This is a genomic window from Agromyces larvae (assembly GCF_022811705.1).
GTDB lineage: Bacteria > Actinomycetota > Actinomycetes > Actinomycetales > Microbacteriaceae > Agromyces > Agromyces larvae.
On the sequence record NZ_CP094528.1, the window covers coordinates 3,054,732 to 3,077,193 of the forward strand.

Below are 22,462 nucleotides of genomic sequence, written 5' to 3' on the forward strand. Positions count from 1 at the left end.
TTCGCCCGGCATCTGGTCGAGGGCGCCACCGGCGCGGTACTCACGCCCTCGTGAGCGCGTGAGTACCGCAGTGACTCCCTCTCGATCGAACAGCTGCGCAGTTCGCGCTCTGTCACTGCAGATCGAGGCTGACGGTGACGTAGGAGTGCGCGGGCAGGTCGAGCTCGAGCCCGCGCGGGTGGGGCCGCACGCCGTCGTGCGCGTTCGGCGCGACGGCGTCGAGCTGCTCCGGGGTGTTGTGCGCATCTAGCGCGGACGCGGTCAGCGCCCGCGCCTCGTGGCCGACGACGTCGCGGCCGCGCAGGTCGAGCACGATCGTGCGATCGGTGTCGACATCGAGGTTCGACAACGAGATGAGCGCGGAGTCGCCCTTCACCGACGCGGACGCCGAGACCAGCGGCAGCTCGGACCCGTCCACGGTGCGGGTCTCCACGCCGCGCAGGTGCACCGCGAGCGCGGAGGCGTCGTGGTGCCCGGCGTTCATGGCGAAGACGTGGTAGGTCGGCGTGAGCACCAGCGCACCCGAGTCGGGGTCGGTGAGGATCATCGCCTGCAGCACGTTGACCGTCTGCGCGATGTTCGCCATCACGACCCGCTCCGCGTGCCGGTGGAAGGCGTCGAAGTGCATCGAGGCGACCAGTGCGTCGCGCAGCGTGTTCTGCTGGTACAAGAACCCCGGGTTAGTGCCCGTGGCGACGTTCCACCAGGTGCCCCACTCATCGACGACCAGGCCCACCTTGCGGTGAGGGTCGTATCTGTCCATCACCGTCGAGTGGCGGGTGAGGAGCTCCTCCATGCGCTGCGCCCTGGCCATCGCCGTGTACCACTCGTCCGTGCTGAACTCGGTGGCATCGCCCTTGTCGCTCCAGGTGCCCGTCATCGTGTAGTAGTGCAGCGACACCGCCTGGAACGGGCGGGCCGGCTCGGCCGGGTCGGCGGCCAGGTCGTCGAACGAGCGCATCAGCGTCTCGGTCCAGTGCAGGTCCGCGTCGCTCGCGCCGGCCGCGATCCGGTACAGATCGTTGTCGCCGTGGTTGCGCGAGTAGGTGGCGTACTGCCGGGCCAGCGAAGCGAACTGCTCCGCTCGCAGGCTCCCGCCGCACCCCCACGCCTCGTTCCCCAGCCCCCAGAACGGTACCCGCCACGGCTCGTCGCGCCCGTTCGCCCGGCGCAGCGCCGCCATGGGGGAGTCGTCCGCACGGGTCAGGTACTCGACCCAGTCCGACATCTCCTGGACCGAACCGGACCCGACGTTCCCCGACACGTACGGGACCGCGTCGAGCAGCTCGCACAGGTCCATGAACTCGTGGGTGCCGAACGCGTTGTCCTCGACCACGTCTCCCCAGTGGGAGTTGACCATCCGTGGTCGCTGGTCGCGCGGGCCGATGCCGTCACGCCAGTGGTAGTCATCGGCGAAGCAGCCCCCCGGCCAGCGCAGGTTCGGGATCTGCAGGTTTCGCAGGGCCGACACGACGTCGGATCGGATGCCGCGCACGTTCGGGATGGGCGAGTCCTCTCCCACCCAGAACCCGCCGTAGATGCACCGCCCCAGGTGCTCCGCGAAGTGCCCGTACACGTGCCGACTGATCGTCGCACCGGGAAGGTCGAGGTCGATGATCGCTGTCGTGGTGGTCGTCATATGTCTTCCTGTTGCCTGATGATCTGCAGAACTGGTCGCGCCCTCCGGGCGCGCATCGATGAGGCGGGCTACGCCCTGCCGCGGGTGGATCCGCGCACGACGAGTCGGACGGGTACGACGACGTGCTCGGCTGGACCGTCCCAACCCGCGATCCGCCGGTGCAGCATCCCGACGGCCTTCTCGGCGAGCTCCTCGTGGTTGGCGTCGACCGAGGTGAGGCCGGGCGGCACGAACTGCACCATCTCGAGGTTGTCGAAGCCCGTGACCTGGACGTCCTCGGGGATGCGCAGCCCGCGCTCCGCCAGCGCCGAGATCGCTCCGAGCGCGATGACATCGGTGATCGAGCAAACCCCGTCGAAGGGCAGACCCGAGTCGATGACCTCCAGCAGCGCATCACGCGCTGCGGCTGAACTGTACTCGGAGATCGGCACCACGTACCGCGGGTCGACGCCCAGTCCGGCGTCGGTCATGGCACGCTCCCACCCGAGACGGCGGTCCGAGGACATCGTGTGCCCGGGGTCGAACGTGCCGCCCAGCGCCACGATGCGCCGGGAACCGCCGTCGATCATGTGCGCCGTGGCGAGCCGGGCGCCCTCCTCGTTCGCGAGCCGGACGTGATCGAAACGCTCGGGCGCGTCGCGCTCGCCGAGCAGGACGATGGGCGTCGACGTGCGAACCCGCTCCAGCCGGTCGATGTCGAGGCCGGCCACTGACAGCAGCACGCCGTCGTAGAGGCGGAGGCGGGAGACGCTCAGCGCCTCCATCTCCTGTTCGGGGCCCCCACCCGTGCGCTCGAGGACCAGGTGTCGTCCTTCCGACTCAACCCGCAGCGCGATCTCGTCCGAGACCTCGCCGAAATAGTCGTGGAACGACGGAGCGATGAACGCGACGGTGTCCGTCCGTCCGGCCCGCAGGTGGCGTGCCGTCAGATTGACCTCGTATCCGAGCGCCTCGACGGCCGCCATGACGCGGGCACGCGTCGTCTCGCCGACCGGAAGCCGCTCGTTGAGGACGTTCGACACCGTCATGACCGAGACGCCGGCCTCACGGGCGACATCCGCCATCCTCACCATCAATCCAACCCTCCCACCTCGTCAGGCCAACTCGTGGCCTTGTGCATGCCCGGACGTGGGACCGGCCGCGACCTCGAAGCCAACCCAATATATCGATAAAGTCACAGCGCTACTGACTGGCTTGACGGCTGCCGCCGGTGTCGTAGTGTATCGATACATTCACCCGGGATGGAGTTCGAGGGGCGCACCGCCTCGTACGAAGATCACGGAATTTTCGATCAAAGAAGAGAGAAACTGGTGAAAACCGCAAGCAAGAAGTTGCCAACGCTGGTCCTGGCTGCTGCAGTCTCGCTGAGCCTGTTCGGGTGCGCCCCCGCCGAGGTCGCTCCGGAGGATGTCGTCATCCCCGAGGGTGATCTGGCCGACCAGTCGGGAACGCTGACCCCCAGCAACCCCACGACGCTCACGACGTGGATCACGTCCGCACAGCAGGCCCCGGCCCCCGACAACAAGATCACGAAGCTGCTCCAGGAGAAGCTCGGCGTCACCCTGGAGTACGAGATCATCGCTCCGGACAACGTCGACCAGAAGATCGGCGTCATGCTCGCCGGCGGTGACTTCCCCGACCTCGTGGGCACCACCGACCTGAAGCTGCGTCTCCTTGAGGGTGGCGCTCTGCTGCCCCTGGACGACATGCTGGCCACCGGGGACTACCCCAACATCTCCACGCACGTCGAGGACGACATCAAGAAGATGAGCTACTCGGGTGGAGAGGTCGACCCGGGCCTGTACATCATCCCGAACTACAACCGCTTCTACGGCGAGATCACGGGCGGCGTGTACTACGGTCCCGCGTTCTGGATCCAGAAGCGCGTCCTCGAGGAGGCCGGCTACCCGGACCTCGAGAACATGACGCTCGACCGCTACTTCAAGCTCATCGAGGACTACAAGGCGAAGCACCCCGAGACCGACGGCATCCCGACCGTGGGCTTCGAGCTGCTGGCGTCCACGGGCCGCGAGTGGGGCATGACGAACCCGCCGGCGCTGCTGGCCGGTTCCCCGAACAACGGTGGCGTGATCGTCGACGAAGACGGCGACGCAGAGATCTACGCCGACAAGGACATCGCGAAGGACTTCTACAAGGTCCTCAACGAGAAGTACGCCGACGGGATCGTCGACCCCGAGTCCTTCACTCTGACGTTCGACCAGTACACCGCGAAGCTGGCCACCGGCGCCGTGCTCGGTATGCACGACCAGGGCTGGAACTTCCAGACCGCCACCGACTCGCTGAAGAGCGCCGGCAAGGACGAGTACACCTACGTGCCGCTCATGCCCGTCTACGAGGGCGTGGAGCCCTGGTACGCCGACCGCGATGTCATGAACACCAACCAGGGCTTCGGCGTCTCGGTCTCCAGCAAGCAGCCCGAGAAGGCGCTGAAGTTCATCGACCTCATGCTCAGCGAGCCCTGGCAGAAGGTGCTCTCGTGGGGCATCGCGGGTGAAGACTACGAGGTCGGCGACGACGGCGTCTTCTACCGCACGGAGGAGCAGCGGGCCAACCGCCAGGACCTCACGTGGCGCTCTTCCAACCGCCTCGAGGCGCTGATCGACATCCTGCCCAAGCACAATGGCCAGTTCACCGACGGCAACGCCTACAGCCCCGACGACCAGCCCACCGAGTTCTTCGAGACGCTGAGCGACTACGACCGCGGCATCATGGAGCAGTACGGCAAGAAGACCTGGCGCGAGTTCGTGAACGCGCCGCCGGAGAACCCGAAGTACTACCCGGCGTGGAGCATCGGGCTCGACGACGAGGCCACGCAGGTCAACCAGCAGCTGACCGACGCTAACGTGCAGAACCTGCCGAAGGTCATCGCCGGTAGCCCGTCCGACTTCGAGAAGAACTGGAAGTCCTACGTCGACGCCATCCACGCCATCGACGTGAAGGTCTACGAGGACGCCATCAACGAGGGCATCCAGGACCGTCTGGCCAACTGGTAACAGGCAGTGAGCAGTCGTGGTGGGGGCGCACCTTCGCCCCCACCACGACTCACTCTCGCTCACCACCTATTTCTGACGATGAGGTTGGACAGATGACTACCGCCACGGTCGGCACCCCGACGACCGCACCCGGGCCCGCGCCCGTCCCCGTGCCCGCGCCCAGCTCGAGCGCCCCGAAGCGCACACCCCCGAGGAAGTCAGCGAAGGGCCCCCGGCGCAAGATCACCTGGGACAGGGTCTGGGCGCAGCGAGCGCTGATCGCGATGGCCGTCCCGCTGCTGCTCTACCAGATCCTGTTCAAGTACGTCCCGGCCTACGGCTGGGCGATCGCATTCCAGGACTACAAGCCCGGGCGCGGCAGCGTCTGGAACCAGGAATGGGTCGGCTTCGAGCACTGGGTCAACCTGTTCACGGGAGTCAACGGCGAACGGTTCGGACGGGTTGTGATCAACACGCTGGGACAGTCGAGCCTGTCCCTGGTCGTGGGGACCCTCGGCGCCATCATCCTGGCGCTGCTGCTGAACGAGGTCAAGAACCAGCCGTTCAAGCGGATCATGCAGAACATCACCTACATGCCGCACTTCCTCAGCTGGGTGATCGTGGCGAGTCTCGCGTCCGTGGCCCTGTCGCTGCCTTCCTCCGGCGGGTTCATCAACCAGATCCTCATGGATCTGAACATCGTCGACGAACCGGTCATGTTCCTGACCGATCCGAACAGCTTCTGGGGGATCGTCGCCGGAACCAACCTGTGGAAGGAACTGGGCTGGAACACGATCCTCTACCTGGCCGCGATCACCGCCATCGACCCGACCTTGTACGAGGCCGCCGAGGTCGACGGCGCTGGCCGCTACCGCAAGATGTTCAGCATCACGCTCCCCGGCATCATGCCGACGATCGTGGTGCTGCTGATCATCAACAGCGGGTGGATCCTTTCGACGAACTTCGAGCTGCCGTACTTCCTCGGCAACGGTCTGATCGCCGAGACGGCTGAGACCATCGACGTCTTCGTGCTGCGGTACGGCTACGAGCTGGGCAACTACAGCCTCGCTGTCGTCGCGGGCATCTTCAAGACCGTCGTCGCCATCATTCTGGTGGGCTCGGCAAACCTAGCGGCCAAGCGCCTCAACCAAGAGTCGCTGGTCTAGGAGAACCTCATGTCAAGCACCCTTACTGTGAAGCCTCTGACGAAGCGCGCATCATCACGACGCAGGTCGGCTCGCAATCGGTGGACGGTCGAGCGGGTCATCTTCACGACGCTGAACACGAGCTTGCTGCTTCTGCTCTCGGCGGTCATGCTCTACCCGCTGCTCAACACGCTCGCCATCTCCCTCAACGACGGTATGGACGCGGTCAAGGGCGGGATCGGCATCTGGCCGCGCGTGTTCTCGCTGCAGAATTACGACGTCGTGCTCAATATGCACTCCATCTATCAGGCGTTCTTCATGAGCGTCCTGAAGACGGTCGTGGTCGTGGTCACGAACCTGTTCTTCACGTCGATGCTCGCGTACGCGCTCAGCCGCAACGAGTTCATCTTCCGCAAGCCGATCACCGTGATCTTCGTGCTGACGTTGTACTTCGACGCCGGGCTGATCCCCAACTATCTGCTCATCAAGGACCTGGGGATGCTGAACACCTTCCACGCGTACTGGGTGCCGGTGATCATCAGCGCATTCAACCTGATCATCCTGCGCACCTACATGAAGACGATCCCCGAAGAGGTCATCGAATCGGCGCGGATCGATGGCGCGGGCGAATTCCGGATCTGGTGGCAGATCGTGATGCCGCTGTGCAAGCCGACGCTGGCCGTGGTGGGACTGTTCGTGGCCGTCGGCAGTTGGAACTCCTGGATCGACACCCTGCTGTACAACTCGGGCGAGCAGTGGTTGTCCACCCTGCAGTACGAATTGCAGAAGCTCCTGTCGAGCTCGATGAACGCGGGCGTGAACTCGGGTTCCGCGAGCAACGCGGCCACCGTGGCCAACGGCGGGCAGGTGACCACACCGATCGCCCTCCGATCGGCGATCACCATGGTGGCGGCCGTCCCCATCCTGCTCGTGTACCCGTTCCTGCAGAAGCACTTCGTATCCGGTCTCACGATCGGCTCCGTGAAGGGCTGATGACGCCTCGGCCCCCCGGCTCGCTGCGGGGGCCGATCCGTCAGCCGGCTCGGCATCTGCACACACCGAAGGACCTGATCATTCTCCGTTTCAATCCCGCCTCGTGGCTGTGGCGCATCCTGGACCTGCTCGGCTCCGCCATCCTGATCAGCCTGTTCTGGGTGGCGAGCGTCGCCCTGGTGGTGACGGCGGGCGCGGGCACCGTGGTCGCCTACGAGATCTGCCGCCGCCACGTCCTGGGCAAAGACGGAAGCTATCGGGCGATCGCCGGGAAGGCATGGCGGCAGAGCTGGAAACAGGCGACCGTGATCGGACTGCTGGCCGTCGCCGTCGCAGCCATCGGCGTCGTCACGCTCTCCTTCGTGCCCACGGTGGGGCTGACCGCGGTGCTGATCCCGCTCATCGTCGTCGTCTTGTTCCTCGTACTCCTCCTCTTCTGGTGCCTCCCCCTCGTCGCTCGCTTCACCAACCCCACCTGGCGCCAGCTGCTCAACGGGTTCACGTTGGGTCTGACGAAGCCCAGCCTGACGTTCCTGCTCGCGATCGCCGTCGTCCTCGGGGGCGCCGCCGTGTGGAACTTCATGCCGGCGGTGTTCGTGGTGCCCGGCCTGATCCTCGTGTGGTGGTGCTACCTGCTCGAGCGGTTCTTCGTCGCCCGCGGCTACGTGCAGCCCGAGCCGGAAGAGACCGAGGCTTGACAGCCTGACGCCTGGTCGACTCGCTCAGCCGCCATCCGCAGCCGCCATCCGCAGCCGCGGCACCGCCCTCCCATTCCTGAACGTCACAGAACCGAGGACTTGACATGCATCACGACGCGTCGACGTCGACCCTGGTGATCGATGGGCGCGCGCCGATCGATGCGACCCTGCGCCACGTGTGGAACGAGTGCGTCGGCGCGGGCCGCGCGAACGAGGCCTTGCGTGCCGACTGGCAGGCACAGTTCCGCGAGGCGGTCGAGGTGCTGGGTGCGCGGTACGTCCGCTTTCACGGCCTGTTCCACGACGACATGTTCGTGTATCGAACGGAGAACGGCGGCGGCTTCGGCCCACCGGCGCAGTTGCCGGCGCCGGTCTACACCTTCGCGTACGTCGACAAGGTGTTCGACGCGATCCTCGAGACTGGCGCTCGCCCGTTCGTCGAGCTCGGGTTCATGCCTCGCCAGCTCGCCACCCGGACCGAGACGCTGTTCTGGTGGAAGGCGCACTGCAGCCCGCCCCGGAACATGGACGACTGGGTCGCGCTCGTCACCGCGACCGTCGAGCACTGGATCGCGCGATACGGGATCGACGAGGTTCGGCAATGGCCCTTCGAGGTGTGGAACGAACCGAACCTGGTCCCCAATTTCTGGACCGGAACCCGCACCGAGTACTTCGAGCTCTACGCGGCGACCGCCCGGGCGATCAAGGCGATCGACCCGCAGTTGCGGGTCGGGGGCCCCTCAACGAGCGTCTTCGTTCCCGACGCCCGCTACGCCGGGGAGTACTACGACCCGTCGCTGGAGGAGGCGACCGCCGTGGCGGAAGATCCCGACGAACTCGACTGGCAGCCCGTGTGGATCCGCGAGTTCATCGCGTACTGCGCCGAGCGCGATCTCCCGGTCGACTTCCTGTCGACCCACTTGTACCCGACGGACTACGCGGCCGACTCGCTCGGCAAGGTCAGCGCGATCACCAGGCATAAGGACGCCACGTACGACGATCTGCAACTGATGCGCCAGATCATCGAGAACAGCCCCTACCCGCACGCCGCGCTGCACATCACCGAGTGGTCGACATCGCCGTCCAGCCGGGACTCGATCCACGACACGGTCTTCGCGGCGTCGTACATCGTCCGGGCGTTCCTCAAGGGCGCACCACTGGCCGATTCCATCTCCTACTGGACGTTCACGGACGTGTTCGAGGAGGGCGGCGGCGGCATCGGCCCGTTCCACGGCGGGTTCGGATTCGTCAACGAGAACGGACTGCACAAGCCGACGTTCCACGCGATGGCCATGCTCAACCGCCTCGGTGACCGCGTGCTGGCCGACCTGGACGACGGCGTCATCACCCGCTCCTCGTCGAACGGCGACCTCTCGGCGATCTTCACCAACTACCCGGCCGACATGGGCCGGATGGGGCTCGCCGCGCAGAACTCGTATGCCGACACGCGGTTCCTTGCCGAGGTCGGGCCTAGCCGACGGGTGCAACACGCGATCCGCGGCCTCACCCCCGGCGACCGCTTCGCCATCGAGATCCTCGACTGGAACCACGGCAATGTCGCGGAGGCCTGGTACCAGCTCGGCGCCCCACTGAACCTCTCCCGCGAACAGACCGCCCGTCTGCGTGAGGTCGCCGACGACCTCGACCACCGCACCCTCGCAGTGGACCCAGACGGCACCCTCACGATCGACGTCGAGCTCGCCCCCTGGGCGGTCATGTCGATCGCACCGGCCGAATCGTGACCCGCGAGCGGCAGACGACGGAAGGAGTACTCCTGTGACCAGACGATTCGTGCCCGAACTCGAAGCGCGGCGGCACCTGATCGAGGGCTACGACGACCACCCGTCGATTCCTCAGTCCGTCGTCGACCGGTGGAAGGCCCCCTTCGGCCCCGCCGAGGAGTGGGACCTCAGCATCACCGACGTCGAGCTCCCCGGCCCGCACGGCCCCGTGCCGGTGCGCGTCTACACACCGACGGGGCCGGTGCCCGAGGGCGGTCGGTCGTGCCTCGTCTGGGCGCATGGTGGGGCGTTCGTCTGGGGTGACCTCGACATGGCCGAGGCGCACGAGGTCGCCCGCGGCGTCGCGGGCCGCGCCGACGCGGTGGTGATCTCGGTGGACTATCGCCTGTGCCCCGTGCCACCCGAATTCAACGGAACCATCGACGGGCGAGTCGACGAGCTCGGGCAACCGGTGCGTTTCCCCGTCCCGCAAGACGACTGCTCGGCCGTTCTCGATGACGTCCGCGCGGACGCGGCACGTTTCGGCGTCGACCCGGCGCGAATCGCCATCGGAGGGGCGAGCGCCGGCGCGTCGCTCGCCGCGAGTGCGACCCTGCGCGCGGCCCGCGCCGGCCGAGCACCCTGGCAGACGCTGCTCGTCTACCCGCTCCTGCACCCCGAATTGCCGGCCCCCAACGACGAGCTCGCTGAGGCCCTCGCTGCGGTGCCGACCGCGCTCCAGATCCCGCAGTGGATGCACGAGGCCATTCAGCGCACGACCCTCGGAGACGTCAACCGGCCACGGGAGGAAGACTTCACCCCGGGGATCAGTGACAGCCTCGGGCTCTTCCCTCCGACGTACGTCGAGAACTGCGAGTTCGACGCCCTGCGCTCCAGCGGGCAGCTCTTCAGCGAGCAGTTGCGCGCAGCCGGTGTCGATGTCGTCGAGTCCATGCGAGCCGGTGTCCCGCACGGGCACCTCGATCTCGTCGGGTTCCGACCCGCCGCCGAGACGCTCGACGCGCTGGCCGGCCGTCTGCGGGAGACGCCCGCACAGGCCGGCGTCTCCCGCGACCTCCAAGAGGCGCGGTCATGACCGTCTGGCACGTCGCCACCACAGGCTCCGATCGCGCCGACGGGTCGGCCGACGCCCCGTTCCGGACCATCAACCGGGCTGCTGCGGCCGCGATGCCGGGCGACACGGTCACCGTGCATGAAGGCGTGTACCGGGAGTGGGTGAATCCTGCGCGCGGCGGCACCGCCGACTCGCCCATCACCTACCAGGCGGCGCAGGGTGCAGACGGACTCTTCGAACCGGTGACGATCTCCGGCGCGGAGGTCGTCACCGACTGGCGTCCCCACCCCGGTGGTGAGGGCCGGGTTTGGGTCGCGCAGGTGCCGAACGCCGTGTTCGGGGAACGCAACCCGTACACCGAACGCATCGGCGGGGACTGGTTCTTCGACCTGGTCAACACCTGGCATACCGGCGAGGTGTACCTCGACGGCAAGTCCATGTACGAGTCGCTGACGCTCGACGGCGTCGAGCACCCCGAGGTCACGAAGGACTCGTTCGACCCCGAGGGCTCGCTGCTGACCTGGTACTGCGAGGTGAGCGACGATGTCACAACCATCTGGGCGAACTTCGGCGGCGTCGACCCGGCCGAGCACCGGATCGAGATCAACGCGCGCACGTTCGTCTTCTGGCCGCGAGCCACCGGCATCGACTACATCACGGTGCGCGGCTTCACCCTGACGAAGGCGGCCACGCAGTGGGCCCCTCCCACCGCGCTGCAGGAGGGCCTCATCGGCCCGCACTGGTCGAAGGGCTGGGTGATCGAGGACAACACGATCACCGATTCGAAGAACGTCGGCATCTCACTCGGCAAGGAGGCGAGCACCGGCCAGAACGAGGCCGCCGCGGGGCCGAAGGGCGCCAAGGGAGGGACGCAGCGCGAACGCGAGGTCATCCAGCGGGCGCTCGTGCTGGGCGGCCCCGACGCGGGTGAGCCGCACCCGTGGACCCGCGATCACGTCGGCTCCCACACGGTGCGCCGCAACACGATCCGGGACTGCGAGCAGGCGGGCATCGTCGGGCACCTCGGTGCGGCGTTCTCGACCGTCGCCGACAACCACATCTCCCGCATCCACGTGAAGCGGCAGTGGCACGGCGCCGAAGTCGCGGGCATCAAGCTGCACGCCGCCCTCGACACCGTCATCAGCGGGAACACCATCCATCACACGCATCGCGCCCTGTGGCTCGACTGGCAGGCGCAGGGCACCCTGGTGCGGCACAACGTGTTCTACGCCTCGACGGCCGAGGACTTCATGGTCGAGGTCTGCCACGGCCCGTACCTCGTGGACTCGAACCTGTTCCTGTCGCCGTGGGCGGTCAAAGACATGTCGACCGGCGGGGCCTACGTGCACAACTACATCGTGGGCCGCATCGCGAACTGCACCGAGCACCAGCGGTACACCCCGTACCACATGCCGCACTCGACGGCCGTCTACGGCGTCTCGAACATCCTCGGCGGCGACAACCGGTTCTACAACAACGTCTTCGTCGGCGACGGTGCGTCCGGCACCACCGCTGACGCCGCCGAGCCGGCGCTCGCCAGCTTCTGGTCCGGCGCGATCGACATGGACGGCGTGCCCGGTCAGGCGACCTTCGTGCCGACCCCGGTCGGCACGTCGCAGTACGACGACTACCCGACGGCGCAGGAGTACCCGAACGAAGACGGCAGTGCGCTGGCCGGGCCACGCCTGCCCGTCTGGGTCGAGGGCAACCTGTACGCGGAAGGCGCAGAGCCGTTCCGTGCCGAGCCCGCGCCCCTCGTCGTCGGCACGTCGCCGGTGCGCGTCGAGGTGATCGACGCCGCAGCGGGCACCGTGCGTGTCGAGGTGACGGACGCGGCGGCCCTGCCCGTCGTCGCCCCGGTGACGACGACGCGCCTCGGCACGAGCTACCAGGCGGAGATGACCTACACCAACCCCGACGGGGCGGATCTGGACTTGAGCTCGGACGCCTTCGGCGCCCCCCGGGGCGAGGTCGCGCCGGGGCCGTTCGCGGCGACGGCGCCCCTCACCCGGGTCGTCGCTGCGCCGGGTCCGGCAGGGTGGCGCTAACGCTCGCGAGAGCGTGAAGAGCGGATGCCCCGTCCCCCGACGAGAGGCGTGCGCCCGTTCGCCGGGGCCGGCCACACGGCGTTTGAAAGAGATCGAGCATCGCTCCACCTGAAACCCGCAAGACAATTGCTCAACTGGACTGGAACGTCATACCCACGCCGTGGGGTAGTCGCGAACGAACCGACGGAAGGTCGTTGCGGGCGACCCGGTGAGCCTGCGCACCGTTCGGTTCGGGAACGCCGACACGTTCATCCGCACGACTCGGTAGATCATCTTCTGCACGGCGACGTAATCGGCGGGCCTTCCGTGGGCGGCGAGCTTCGCAAGGTACTCCGCCTCGCTCGGCCGCGTATAGACGATCTCACGGCCGAGCTCCTCGGTCATGATGCGTGCGATCTGCGCGTAGGTGAGGCTCTGTTCGCCCGAGAGTGTGTACGCCTTGCCTACGTGGCCTGGCCTCGTGAACACCGCCGCGGCGACCCGCCCGATGTCACGCGCGTCGATGAATGCGGTGTACGAGCGGCTGGCGGGCACGACGATGCGCCCGGTCTCGCGGATCTCGGCGGCGTACGTCGTCGACAGGTTCTGCATGAAGAAGTTCGGCCGCAGCGAGGTGTACGGCGCGCCGGATGAGCGCAGGTACTGCTCGACGGCGTGGTGCGGCGTACGCCGGTTGGCCTGGACGCCCTGCAACGACAGGAACACGATCTGCCGGATGCCTCGCTCGCGCGCCGCGTCGATCACCGGGAAGAGATAGGTGCGCACGTCTTCGATCGCGGGCGGTCGCATGAGGAAGAGGCGGTCGGTGCCCTCCAGTGCGGCCCGCAGATCTGCAGCGGAGGCACCGAACTCGAACGGGCGCGCTTCGGCACCGGCGGGAACCCCGATGGCAGCGCTGGGTGCATCGCTCCTCTGCCGTACGCCCGCGATCACGTGCTCGCCGGCAGCGAGGAGGTGCTCGACCACCGCCGAGCCGACGATGCCGGTGGCACCGGTGACGAAGACAGCGCCCATCAGCGTCCCACCGCCTTCGCGAGCAGACGACCGAGCCGGTCGAGCTCTGCGTCGCTCAGCGCGTCGAATCGGGGCGCGAGCCGCGCGGCGACCGCGGCCTCGAACGCGCCGACACGATCCTTCGCGGCCTGCGTGAGGCGGAGCATCCGCGACCGCGCATCGCGGGGGTTGACCATCTGCTCGACGAGCTCCTCGGTGCGCAGCCCGTCGACGAGCTGCGTGACCGCACCGGCGGTCAGACCGAGTGCGGCGGCCAGAGCTCCTGGCGTCAGCCCCGATGGCGCCCGGGTCAGCAGGAACAGTGCGTCCAGCTGACTCCGGGTGAGCCGCACGTCGCCGAACGGGGTGTCGCGGGTCGCGCTGAGCTCGCGGCCGAGGAGGGCGATCGATTCGAGCACGGCGGCGATGCGGGGCATCCGGTCGCCCTCATGAGGTGCGACCTCGTGGGTACCCGCGGCGTGGCTCATGCGCTGACGAACGGCAGGCGGCCCACGTGGGTGCGGTCGTCGACCTGGGTGAGGATGAAGTCGGCGAGGTCGTCGCGGCTGATCTGCATGCCGGTGTCGACGCCGACCTGCCCGACGCGGTAGGTGCCAGCGCCCGGGGTCTCGAGCAGGCGGGGTCCGCGCACGACGGTCCAGTCGAGGTCGGATGCCTCGAGCACCGCGAGGTGGCCCTCGGCGTCGGCCAGCACGTGGCCGGCGAGCAGCTTCAGCAGGCCGCGCATGACGCGGTCGGCAGCCTTCGGCCGGTCGCCGTCGGCCCGCAGGCCCCCGCCTGAAAGCGTCACGAGCCGACGCACGCCGTGGCGCTGCATTGCCTCGACGATAGCCCGGGTGCCGTCGGTCTGCAGCGTCTTGGGCGAACCCTTGACCTGGCCGAACAGGCTCAGCACCGCGTCGGTGCCGGCGACGGTGCGGTCCACCGCGTGGGCGTCGGTCACATCGCCCTGGATGACGGTGAGGCGATCACTGGTGACATCGAGTTTCGCGGGTGTGCGCACGAGCGCGCGGACATCGTAACCGGCCGCGATGGCCCGGTCGAGAACGCGGCGTCCGGTCTTGCCGGTGGCGCCGAAGAGAGCAATGGTGGTCATGGAGCTAGTTTAGCCGCTAAAGTATAGCCTGATCGATTCGACGCTTGCCCGGACCGTCGTCGGGGTGGTGTACGGTCGGTACCGGTCAAGAGTTCCGCCCGCACGCCTCCGGACGTGGGCGGACGGCAACCGCGTCGCCCGACACGGTGCCCTCCGGAGAAGACCTGACCTGTCGCGGATCCGCGACAGGTAAGCCGGGCCCGTTCGACACGAGCCCCGATGCCATGGAGTGAGCATTGGAGCACCAGCACACTCAGAAGTCCGTCAGCTGCCGCGAGTCCGCCTGCGGGAGCTTCCACCCGGGCCACATGATGCACGCAGTGCACGGCAGCGCGATCTCGCGGACCCCGTGGGGGTGGCGAGACGCAAGCGTCGTCTACGTCGACGGGCAGGCGGCGCGGTTGAGCTACCTGCTCGAGCGGGGAAACATCACGGTATGGTTCCACCGCCCGCTTCAGCGCCTTGTTCAGAGGGGCGAAGTCGTCGCCGTCCACGAACAGTTCCACGCGGTCCGTAATGGGCGGTTCATCCTGAACGTCGACATCGAAGGCGGGATCGGCGACGTGCCCGTCCCGCACGACGCGACGATCTGGGCGCCGGACGCGCCCGTGATCACCAACCTGCAGGACGACCTCGGCCACGGACCGCAGGGCAACCCCAGGAGGTGGTCCTTCCGCCGGTTCGGTTGACGGCGACCGCGTGGCGTTACGCTGACCCGGTGGACATCCGCATCGCCGCGTACGCCGTCATCATCCGCGACGACGAGATCCTGCTCTCGCACTGGAACGAGCACGGCCGATCGGGGTGGACGCTGCCCGGCGGCGGCATCGAAGGCGCCGAGCACCCCATCGAGGCGGTGCGGCGGGAGGTTCGGGAAGAGACCGGCTACGAGTCATCCGTCGATCGCCAGCTCGGCATCGACACCATGGTGGTCCCGGCCGCACGGCGGCACACCGGAGCGGTGCCGCTGTATGCGATGCGCGTCATCTACCGGGCGCACGTGGTGGGCGGCGAACTGCACAACGAGATCGGCGGCTCGAGCGACGAGGCGCGCTGGGTGCCGCTCGCCGAGGTGCCGCGGTTGAAGCGCGTGAGCCTCGTCGACATCGCGGTGCGGCTGAATGCGGCAGAGCCCGCGGACGGAGTGCCGCCGGCCGCGTGAGGCCAGATGTTCCGCCCGAAACGCGGAACGGCCCCGCCCGGAACCGGACGGGGCCGCTCGATCGGCGTTGCGCGGGCGGACATGGCGATCAGGCCGCCCTGGTGCGCAGTGCGAGGTCGGCGTAGGTGCCGTCGTGCAACTGCGCGGCCTCCCGCTCGAGCCGGCGGCGCAGGGCCACCTCGTCGTGCGTCGGGGCGGTGTCGGTGGGCCGGCTCCAGGCGAGGAGCGCGAGCCCGACACGGGCGGCGAGCCGCTCGTGCAGACGTCGGGCGCGGTAGCGCATGACGCCCTGACCCGAGGTCGAGCCGAGTGCGGTCGTGAGCGTATTCACGGTGATTCCTTCTTCTTCGAGGGTGCGCGCACCTGGGACGGTGCACGCGGGAGGCGCGCACGCGGGTGCGCGCGCCGTGCGGTGCGTTCGGTGAACGGATGCCTCGCGGCCGGCGATTCGGCGGAGGCGGGGCCGCGGCCGCGAGTGTCGTGCGGCGGCGGAAGGTCGCGATCGCCGGAGGCGGCGGTTCGCGGCCGGCCCGAAGAAGGGCGGCGGGGCGCCGGGGCGCGCAGTGACGGTTCGCCGTCAGGCGGTCGTCGGGGCGCAGGCCCGAGCGGGGCGCTCCGCTAGCAGGCGGAGGCGCCGAGCGGGGCGAAGCCCGGCATCTTGATGTCGAAGTGCATCAGGTTCATGGGTCTTCACTCCCTTCAGAGACTCGGCGTTCGCGGTGACGGTTCGAAGCGAACCGAGAGACGACGCTAGCGCAGCCCGAAGTGAGGGCGCAAGGGTTTCATTCGGATGAATCGGAATTCAGTGCCGGCACCGTGCCCGGCATCCGTGCGCACCCGGGCGCACCCGGGCGGAACGGAAGACTCAGATCGAGGGATCGGTGTCGGTGGTGGCACCACCGGGCTCGTCCTCGGCGACCCAGAGCTCGTCGTCGGCGCGGAACGTCTGCCACACCGCGTACGCGACGCCGGCAGCGACGACCACGGCGGCGCCGATCGCGACGAGCCCGCCCGCGCCGATGCCGCCGCGCTGCTTCTTCTTCTTCTCGACCACGGCCGCAGCACGCGGCGAGACCCGCTCGACCGCACGGCGTACGCGCACGTCGTTCGCGAGGTCGCCGATCGACAGCAGTGAGCCGAGCACGGTACCCGCCGTGCGCTCGGCGGTGTCGCCCGCCCGGCGCGCGAGCACCCGAGCCTGGTCGACACCGGGCCGGACATAGCTCTCGTACCCGGTGCGCACGCGCGGAACGACCTCTTCACGGGTGAGGTGGCTGAGCTGGCGGCTCGCCTCCTGCGCGACCGCGTTGGCGTGCTCGAGCACTGCCTGCTGGTTCCCCCAGAGTTCCTCCGCACTGCTGCGCAGCCGCTTGAGTTCCTTCTTGCGCTTGCGTGACAGGCTCATTCCGACCTCCATCATCGGTGCAGCGAACTCCTCCATCTTGCCACCGTGCAGGCTGGAAACGGGGTGCGAGTCCGAAGTGGTCGTGCGGGTTGACGAATCGAGGCGTGAGAGAATAGGCGAATGCCGACTCCTACCGCGATCGCCACGCTCCACACCACGCTCGGTCCGATCAAGATCGAGCTCTACGGGCACCACGCGCCCAAGACGGTCAAGAACTTCGTCGGCCTCGCCTCGGGCGAGATCGAATGGACCCACCCGGGCACCGGCGCGAAGTCGAACGCACCGTTCTACGACGGCGTCATCTTCCACCGCATCATTCCCGGCTTCATGATCCAGGGCGGCGACCCGCTCGGCCAGGGCATCGGCGGGCCGGGCTACCAGTTCGACGACGAGATCCACCCCGAGCTCGACTTCACCGAGCCCTACGTGCTCGCGATGGCCAACGCCGGCCGAGACCGCATCACGGGCGGCGGCACCAACGGGTCGCAGTTCTTCATCACGGTCGGCCCCACCACCTGGCTGCAGGGCAAGCACACCATCTTCGGCAAGGTCACGGATGCTGCGAGCAAGGCGATCGTCGACAAGCTCGCCACCGTCCCGACCGACGGTCGCGACAAGCCGCTCGAGGATGTCGTGATCGAGAGCGTCTCCGTCGAGCAGCTCTGAGCCTCCGCACGTGAGCGACCTCGGCGCCGATCGGGCGGACTTCTGCTACCGGCACCCCGATCGGCAGAGCTTCGTGCTGTGCCAGCGCTGCGGTCGAACGATCTGCGGTGAGTGCCAGACCCCGGGGGCGGTCGGGGTGATCTGCCCCGAGTGCATGCGCGAGCAGCGTGCCTCGGCGCCGAAGACGAAGCCGGCCGTGCTCACGCGCATGCGCTCGGCGACCGGTCGCGGGGCCCCGGTCGTGACGTACTCGATCATCGGCGTCACGGTGCTCGTCTACGTGCTCCAGCTCATCCCGGGCCTGGGCGTGACGACGGCGCTGCTGTTCTCGCCGCTGTACGTGAGCGACTTCGCCGTCCTCGGTCTCGGCGATCTCTCGTTCCAGCCCTGGCGGCTCATCACGGCCGTGTTCGTGCACTCGACGGGGCTCATCTTCCACGTGCTGCTGAACATGTACACGCTGTGGATCTTCGGGCAACTGCTCGAGGGCCTGCTCGGCCGTGGGCGGTTCCTCGCGCTCTACCTGATCGCCGGGCTCGGCGGTGCGGTGGGCGTCGTCTGGTTGTCGGCTCCGAACGCATCGGTGGTCGGGGCATCCGGTGCGATCTTCGGCCTGATGGGCGCCTTCCTGGTCATCCAGCGCCGACTCGGCGGCAACACGACGCAGCTGTTCGTGCTGCTGGCGATCAACCTCGTCATCGGCTTCGTGCCCGGCTGGAACATCGCGTGGCAGGCGCACCTCGGCGGGCTCGTCGTCGGCGCGCTGGTCGGCCTGATCTACGTCGAGACCCGCAAGCGCCATCAGACCGGCCTCCAGATCGCGCTGCTCATCGGGCTCACGCTCGTGCTCATCGTCGCGAGCCTGCGGTACCTGTACTTCCCGCTGGCGGGCTGAGTTCTCCACACCCCTGTCCACAGGTGGGGAGAATCACATCGGTGTCATTCCCTGCTCGCCCGGAATTCCGCGGATCGCGGGCTTTCCACAGGCACCCCCAGTTCTCCACAGGCCTGTGCACAACTGGGGAGAAACGACGAGGGCGGATGCCGCAGCATCCGCCCTCGTACTCGGTTGTGTGCGCGCTCAGCGCCACCTGGTCGTCATCAGGAAGCCGACGAAGGCGATGCCGAAGCCGATGAGGATGTTCCACGAGCCGAGGTCGCCGATCGGAAGCGTGCCCTGACTGACGTAGAAGACGATGATCCAGGCGAGGCCGAGCAGCATGAAGCCGAACATGACGGGCTTGAACCAGACCGGGTTCGGGGCGTCCTCGCCCGCCGTCGGCTCAGCCCGCTCGGGCTTCGATGATTTCGTACGTGCCATGCCGGAGATTCTAGCCGAGGCTGCCGTGCACTCACAGCCGGGGCCGGGTCGCCGCAGATAGAATCGCCGGTATGTCCGCCACGATCGACGAGTCCGGGCGCGCGGGCGCGCGCCCCCGTCACCGTGTCTCGATCGTCGGCATCCTCGGCGAACTGCTGCTCACGGCCGGCGCGCTCATCCTGCTGTTCCTCGGTTGGCAGCTGTGGTGGAACGACGCGATCATGGCCGGGCAGCAGTCCGATGCAGCGTCCTCCCAGGTGAAGGCCTGGGCCGAACAGGACCGCGCGGCTCGCGGCGACGACGCCGCCGAGGCGCCGGCCGCGGTGGACCCGGGCGAACCCGTGGTCGACACCACCGAGTACGGCAACGCCGAGCCGTTCGCGGTTGTCTACATTCCGCGCTTCAACACTCCCGACACGTACGACTCGGTGCGCACGGTGGCGCAGGGCTACGGCCTCGATGTGCTCAACAGCTTCACGCTCGGCGTCGGCCACTACCCCGAGTCGCAGATGCCCGGCGAGGTGGGCAACTTCGCGATCGCCGCCCACCGCAGCGCCTACGGCGGCGGCATGCACGAGATCGAGCAGCTCCAACTCGACGACGCGATCTACGTGCAGACGAAGGACGGCTGGTACACGTACCGGTTCCGCGACTTCGAATACGTGACGCCCGAGACCGTCGACGTGCTCGCGCCGGTGCCGCACCACCCCGAGCTCCAGCCCACCGACCGGCTCATCACGCTCACGAGCTGCAACCCGCTGTACTCGACGGACGAGCGCATCATCGCCTACGGGGTGCTCGAGTCGTGGCAGCCCGGCGCGGCGAACCCGCCCGCCGAGATCGCCGACGCCGTCGCGAGCTGGGAGAACGACTGACATGTACGGAGCGCTCTGGCGCGTGCTGCCCGGCCCGTGGTGGGTGCGACTGCTGCTGCTGCTGATCCTCGCCGCAGCCGCGGTGTACGCGCTGTTCACCTGGGTCTTCCCCTGGGTCGACGGCCTCGTCAACCCGATCGACGTCACGGTGGAGTAATGACCCGAATCCTCGTCATCGACAACTACGACAGCTTCGTCTACACGCTGAACGGCTACCTCCAGGAGCTCGGCGCCGACACCGAGGTGCTGCGCAACGACGCCTTCGAGGCATCCGAGACCGAAGGCCGGCTCGCCGACTACGACGGCGTGCTCGTCTCACCCGGCCCTGGCAAGCCGTCCGATGCGGGCGTGTCGATTCCCGCGGTGCGGGCCGCGCTCGCGATCGGGCAGCCGCTGCTCGGCGTCTGCCTCGGGCACCAGGCGATCGCCGAGGCGTTCGGCGGCGTCGTCACGAACGCCGAAGAGCTCATGCACGGCAAGACGTCGCGCATCGAGCACGACGGCAGCGACTTCTACACCGGTGTGCCGCAACCGTTCACCGCGACGCGGTACCACTCGCTCGCCGTCGTGGACGGCACCGTGCCCGACGACCTCGTTGTCACCAGCCGCACGCAGGGAGGAGTCATCATGGGGCTGCGGCACACGTCCGCGCCGATCTTCGGGGTGCAGTTCCACCCCGAGTCGGTGCTCACCGAGGGCGGGTACCGGATGCTCGGCAACTGGCTCGAGGTGGCGGGACTCGACGGCGCTCGCGAGCGGGCGACCGGACTCGATCCGCTCGTGCGCGCGACCGCCTGAGCCGGGCTCAGCGCCGGTCGACGACGATGCCGTTGTCGCTGATCTCCTGGCCCTGACCCAGGTTGTCGTTGCCCCCGCCGGTGCCGCCGCCGGTGCCCCCGCCACCGCCGCCGTTCGATGCGCCGCCGGCGCAGTACGCCAGCACGACATCGGACTTCTGCGGCACGTCGCCCGGTGCGAGCGACTGGCGGATGACCGGCGATCCCTCTTCGGCCGGGCACGAGCCGTCGGGCTGCGGGATCGGGTTCAGCCCGAGGTTCGCCGCGCGCAGGTAATCGGACGCCGCAGCGAGCGTCTGCCCGGTGAGATCGGGGAGGGTGACCTTGCCGCTGGAGATCTCGAGGTTCACCGCGGAGCCGACGGCGACCGTGGTGCCGCCCGCGGGCGCGGTCGAGATCACCACGTCGGCCGGAACCGTCGGCGAGTTCACACGGCTCTCGGTGCCGGCCGTGAGGCCGACCTGTTCGAGCGCGGCCTTCGCCTGCTCGAGCGTCATGTTCGTCGTGTCGGGCACCGCGACCGGCTGGCGGCCGGTGGACACGACGACGCGGATGGTCGTCGCCACGTCGACGATCTCGCCGCCGGGCGGATCGGTGCGGATGACGAGGCCGGCCTCGACCGTGTCGCTCGTCTCATCGACCCTGGTGGGCACCAGACCCACCTCTTCGAGCTGGGCGGATGCCTCTTCCCACGTCTCCCCGGCCAGCGCGGGCACCTCGCGCGCGTTGGAGGGGATCTCGGCCTGCGGCTGCAGGTTGAACGCCCAGTACATCACCGCGATCACGATGACGACCACGGCGACGATGCCGGCCCAGATCCAGACGACCGGCGGGCGCCGCTGCGTCCGCGACACGGTGTCGTCCTCGGTGAGCTGGCGCAGTGCGAGCTCGGGAGCGGTGAGCGAGCCGGTCGGCGCGCCGAACAGCGCAGTCGCCGCGTCGGCCTCCTTGCGGATCGGCACCCGCCCGCTGGCGGCCACCTCGAGGTCGGCGCGGAACTCGGCGGCGGTCTGATAGCGCTGCTCGCGGTCTTTCGTGAGTGCGCGCATCACGACCGTGTCGAGCGCCGGCGACACCTTCGGGTTGATGACGCTCGGCTTCACCGGCCGTTCGCTCACGTGCTGGTACGCGACCGCCACCGGCGTGTCGCCGCGGAACGGCGGCCGACCGGTGAGCATCTCGAACAGCACCACGCCCGTGGAGTACAGGTCGGTGCGCGCATCGACCGTCTCGCCCTTCGCCTGCTCGGGCGAGAAGTAGGACGCCGTGCCGAGGATCGCGGTGGTCTGCGCGACCGTGGTCGACGAGTCCGACACCGCACGCGCGATGCCGAAGTCCATGACCTTCACCTGCCCCGAGGTGGTGATCATGATGTTGCCGGGCTTGATGTCGCGGTGCACGACGCCGGCGCGGTGCGAATACTCGAGCGCCGTCAGCACCCCGTCGAGCACGCGAACCGCCGCGGCCGGCTCGAGCGGGCCGTCGTGGATGATGTCCTTGAGCAGACGGCCCTCGACGTACTCCATGACGATGAACGGCAGCTGCACCTCGTGGCCCGAGGCGTCGAGCACCGTCTCTTCGCCGGCGTCGAACACGCGCACGATGGTGGGGTGCGCCATGCGCGCCGCCGACTGCGCCTCCTGCCGGAACCGCATGCGGAACGCCGGGTCGGTCGCGAGCTGCGGCTTGAGCAGCTTGACCGCGACCTGACGACCCAGCCGGGTGTCGGTGCCGACATGCACGTCGGACATGCCCCCCCGCCCGATCAGGGCGCCCACGCGGTAGCGACCCGCGAGCAGGCGTCCTTCATCGCT

Annotated in this window: 23 protein-coding genes and 1 riboswitch; of the genes, 14 read left to right on the forward strand and 9 right to left on the reverse strand. The window is 68.4% G+C overall.

The annotated features are described in order from the left end of the window. Positions 1-112: 112 nt before the first annotated feature. Positions 113-1,639, reverse strand: a complete 1,527-nt coding sequence (locus MTO99_RS14665; protein WP_243554368.1) for an alpha-N-arabinofuranosidase — start codon at positions 1,637-1,639, stop codon at positions 113-115. A gap of 68 nt (positions 1,640-1,707) precedes the next feature. Continuing rightward, entirely contained in the window at positions 1,708-2,703 is a 996-nt protein-coding gene (locus MTO99_RS14670) for a LacI family DNA-binding transcriptional regulator (protein ID WP_243554369.1), read from the reverse strand. A 267-nt stretch (positions 2,704-2,970) separates the two neighbouring features. Between MTO99_RS14670 and MTO99_RS14675 the strand changes: the two genes are divergently transcribed. From MTO99_RS14675 to MTO99_RS14705, 7 genes are all read left to right on the forward strand, one after another. Continuing rightward, positions 2,971-4,653, forward strand: coding sequence for an extracellular solute-binding protein (locus MTO99_RS14675; RefSeq protein WP_243554370.1), 1,683 nt, complete (start codon positions 2,971-2,973; stop codon positions 4,651-4,653). Positions 4,654-4,916: 263 nt separating this feature from the next. After that, positions 4,917-5,798, forward strand: coding sequence for an ABC transporter permease (locus tag MTO99_RS14680; RefSeq protein WP_243554371.1), 882 nt, complete (start codon positions 4,917-4,919; stop codon positions 5,796-5,798). Between the two features lie 9 nt (positions 5,799-5,807). Further along, complete coding sequence (locus tag MTO99_RS14685) at positions 5,808-6,770, forward strand: carbohydrate ABC transporter permease (RefSeq protein ID WP_243554373.1); 963 nt, start codon at positions 5,808-5,810, stop codon at positions 6,768-6,770. Next, positions 6,770-7,468, forward strand: a complete 699-nt coding sequence (locus tag MTO99_RS14690) for a DUF624 domain-containing protein (RefSeq protein WP_243554375.1) — start codon at positions 6,770-6,772, stop codon at positions 7,466-7,468. The genes MTO99_RS14685 and MTO99_RS14690 overlap by 1 nt, the downstream gene beginning before the upstream one ends. Positions 7,469-7,572: 104 nt before the next feature. Next, positions 7,573-9,210 (forward strand): GH39 family glycosyl hydrolase, encoded by a 1,638-nt coding sequence (locus MTO99_RS14695; protein WP_243554377.1) that lies wholly within the window; start codon positions 7,573-7,575, stop codon positions 9,208-9,210. A gap of 34 nt (positions 9,211-9,244) precedes the next feature. Then, positions 9,245-10,285, forward strand: coding sequence for an alpha/beta hydrolase fold domain-containing protein (locus MTO99_RS14700; protein ID WP_243554379.1), 1,041 nt, complete (start codon positions 9,245-9,247; stop codon positions 10,283-10,285). Further along, positions 10,282-12,312 carry a DUF1565 domain-containing protein gene (locus tag MTO99_RS14705; RefSeq protein ID WP_243554381.1) on the forward strand — a complete coding sequence of 677 codons (2,031 nt, stop codon included), beginning with the start codon at positions 10,282-10,284 and terminating at the stop codon, positions 12,310-12,312. The genes MTO99_RS14700 and MTO99_RS14705 overlap by 4 nt, the downstream gene beginning before the upstream one ends. Positions 12,313-12,459: 147 nt before the next feature. On the opposite strand, the gene MTO99_RS14710 is transcribed toward MTO99_RS14705, so the two are convergent. The 3 genes from MTO99_RS14710 to MTO99_RS14720 are packed head-to-tail and all read right to left on the reverse strand — an operon-like array spanning position 12,460 to position 14,422. Further along, positions 12,460-13,326: an SDR family oxidoreductase gene (locus tag MTO99_RS14710; protein ID WP_243554383.1), complete on the reverse strand. Its 867-nt coding sequence runs from the start codon at positions 13,324-13,326 to the stop codon at positions 12,460-12,462. After that, positions 13,326-13,742, reverse strand: coding sequence for a MarR family winged helix-turn-helix transcriptional regulator (locus tag MTO99_RS14715; protein ID WP_243554385.1), 417 nt, complete (start codon positions 13,740-13,742; stop codon positions 13,326-13,328). The genes MTO99_RS14710 and MTO99_RS14715 overlap by 1 nt, the downstream gene beginning before the upstream one ends. Positions 13,743-13,789: 47 nt before the next feature. Then, complete coding sequence (locus MTO99_RS14720) at positions 13,790-14,422, reverse strand: NAD(P)-dependent oxidoreductase (RefSeq protein ID WP_243554387.1); 633 nt, start codon at positions 14,420-14,422, stop codon at positions 13,790-13,792. Between the two features lie 83 nt (positions 14,423-14,505). Beyond that, positions 14,506-14,624, forward strand: a riboswitch (SAM riboswitch). A 199-nt stretch (positions 14,625-14,823) separates the two neighbouring features. Between MTO99_RS14720 and MTO99_RS14725 the strand changes: the two genes are divergently transcribed. After that, positions 14,824-15,111: a hypothetical protein gene (locus MTO99_RS14725; RefSeq protein ID WP_243554388.1), complete on the forward strand. Its 288-nt coding sequence runs from the start codon at positions 14,824-14,826 to the stop codon at positions 15,109-15,111. Between the two features lie 29 nt (positions 15,112-15,140). After that, a complete protein-coding gene (locus tag MTO99_RS14730; RefSeq protein ID WP_243554390.1) occupies positions 15,141-15,584 on the forward strand; it encodes an NUDIX hydrolase in 444 nt (147 codons plus the stop codon). An 88-nt stretch (positions 15,585-15,672) separates the two neighbouring features. Here the strand turns inward: MTO99_RS14730 and MTO99_RS14735 are convergent, their stop codons facing one another. Together MTO99_RS14735 and MTO99_RS14740 are read right to left on the reverse strand one after the other, a co-directional pair. After that, on the reverse strand, positions 15,673-15,915 hold the full coding sequence (locus MTO99_RS14735) for a hypothetical protein (RefSeq protein ID WP_243554392.1): 243 nt from the start codon (positions 15,913-15,915) through the stop codon (positions 15,673-15,675). A gap of 534 nt (positions 15,916-16,449) precedes the next feature. Further along, entirely contained in the window at positions 16,450-17,025 is a 576-nt protein-coding gene (locus MTO99_RS14740) for a hypothetical protein (protein ID WP_243554394.1), read from the reverse strand. Positions 17,026-17,109: 84 nt separating this feature from the next. Here MTO99_RS14740 and MTO99_RS14745 point away from each other — a divergent pair, with 84 nt between their 5' ends. Both MTO99_RS14745 and MTO99_RS14750 read left to right on the forward strand, forming a co-directional pair. Continuing rightward, positions 17,110-17,655: a peptidylprolyl isomerase gene (locus tag MTO99_RS14745; protein ID WP_243554396.1), complete on the forward strand. Its 546-nt coding sequence runs from the start codon at positions 17,110-17,112 to the stop codon at positions 17,653-17,655. 10 nt (positions 17,656-17,665) lie between these two features. Next, complete coding sequence (locus MTO99_RS14750; RefSeq protein ID WP_243554398.1) at positions 17,666-18,550, forward strand: rhomboid family intramembrane serine protease; 885 nt, start codon at positions 17,666-17,668, stop codon at positions 18,548-18,550. 186 nt (positions 18,551-18,736) lie between these two features. On the opposite strand, the gene MTO99_RS14755 is transcribed toward MTO99_RS14750, so the two are convergent. Next, entirely contained in the window at positions 18,737-18,976 is a 240-nt protein-coding gene (locus MTO99_RS14755; protein ID WP_149160521.1) for a cell division protein CrgA, read from the reverse strand. Between the two features lie 71 nt (positions 18,977-19,047). Between MTO99_RS14755 and MTO99_RS14760 the strand changes: the two genes are divergently transcribed. From MTO99_RS14760 to MTO99_RS14770, 3 genes are read left to right on the forward strand one after another with little or no spacing between them, the layout of a single operon-like run. Then, a complete protein-coding gene (locus MTO99_RS14760; RefSeq protein WP_243554399.1) occupies positions 19,048-19,851 on the forward strand; it encodes a class E sortase in 804 nt (267 codons plus the stop codon). Between the two features lies 1 nt (position 19,852). Then, positions 19,853-20,008, forward strand: a complete 156-nt coding sequence (locus tag MTO99_RS14765) for a hypothetical protein (protein ID WP_243554401.1) — start codon at positions 19,853-19,855, stop codon at positions 20,006-20,008. Beyond that, the gene (locus tag MTO99_RS14770; RefSeq protein ID WP_243554403.1) at positions 20,008-20,649 is read left to right on the forward strand and encodes an anthranilate synthase component II; all 642 of its coding nucleotides are present in this window, start codon (positions 20,008-20,010) and stop codon (positions 20,647-20,649) included. Before MTO99_RS14765 ends, MTO99_RS14770 begins: the two co-directional genes overlap by 1 nt. Positions 20,650-20,656: 7 nt before the next feature. On the opposite strand, the gene pknB is transcribed toward MTO99_RS14770, so the two are convergent. Next, positions 20,657-22,399, reverse strand: a complete 1,743-nt coding sequence (gene pknB, locus MTO99_RS14775; RefSeq protein WP_243559120.1) for a Stk1 family PASTA domain-containing Ser/Thr kinase — start codon at positions 22,397-22,399, stop codon at positions 20,657-20,659. Positions 22,400-22,462 lie beyond the last annotated feature (63 nt).

Bases quoted from the DNA above. Each gene is read 5' to 3' on its own strand.
- pknB (WP_243559120.1), bottom strand. From the start codon at position 22,399: ATGTCCGACGTGCATGTCGGCACCGACACCCGGCTGGGTCGTCAGGTC.
- MTO99_RS14755 (WP_149160521.1), bottom strand. From the start codon at position 18,976: ATGGCACGTACGAAATCATCGAAGCCCGAGCGGGCTGAGCCGACGGCG.
- MTO99_RS14720 (WP_243554387.1), bottom strand. From the start codon at position 14,422: ATGACCACCATTGCTCTCTTCGGCGCCACCGGCAAGACCGGACGCCGC.
- MTO99_RS14765 (WP_243554401.1), top strand. From the start codon at position 19,853: ATGTACGGAGCGCTCTGGCGCGTGCTGCCCGGCCCGTGGTGGGTGCGA.
- MTO99_RS14670 (WP_243554369.1), bottom strand. From the start codon at position 2,703: ATGGCGGATGTCGCCCGTGAGGCCGGCGTCTCGGTCATGACGGTGTCG.
- MTO99_RS14695 (WP_243554377.1), top strand. From the start codon at position 7,573: ATGCATCACGACGCGTCGACGTCGACCCTGGTGATCGATGGGCGCGCG.
- MTO99_RS14740 (WP_243554394.1), bottom strand. From the start codon at position 17,025: ATGGAGGAGTTCGCTGCACCGATGATGGAGGTCGGAATGAGCCTGTCA.
- MTO99_RS14680 (WP_243554371.1), top strand. From the start codon at position 4,917: ATGGCCGTCCCGCTGCTGCTCTACCAGATCCTGTTCAAGTACGTCCCG.
- MTO99_RS14705 (WP_243554381.1), top strand. From the start codon at position 10,282: ATGACCGTCTGGCACGTCGCCACCACAGGCTCCGATCGCGCCGACGGG.
- MTO99_RS14760 (WP_243554399.1), top strand. From the start codon at position 19,048: ATGTCCGCCACGATCGACGAGTCCGGGCGCGCGGGCGCGCGCCCCCGT.
- MTO99_RS14710 (WP_243554383.1), bottom strand. From the start codon at position 13,326: ATGGGCGCTGTCTTCGTCACCGGTGCCACCGGCATCGTCGGCTCGGCG.
- MTO99_RS14770 (WP_243554403.1), top strand. From the start codon at position 20,008: ATGACCCGAATCCTCGTCATCGACAACTACGACAGCTTCGTCTACACG.
- MTO99_RS14715 (WP_243554385.1), bottom strand. From the start codon at position 13,742: ATGCCCCGCATCGCCGCCGTGCTCGAATCGATCGCCCTCCTCGGCCGC.
- MTO99_RS14745 (WP_243554396.1), top strand. From the start codon at position 17,110: ATGCCGACTCCTACCGCGATCGCCACGCTCCACACCACGCTCGGTCCG.
- MTO99_RS14665 (WP_243554368.1), bottom strand. From the start codon at position 1,639: ATGACGACCACCACGACAGCGATCATCGACCTCGACCTTCCCGGTGCG.
- MTO99_RS14690 (WP_243554375.1), top strand. From the start codon at position 6,770: ATGACGCCTCGGCCCCCCGGCTCGCTGCGGGGGCCGATCCGTCAGCCG.
- MTO99_RS14685 (WP_243554373.1), top strand. From the start codon at position 5,808: ATGTCAAGCACCCTTACTGTGAAGCCTCTGACGAAGCGCGCATCATCA.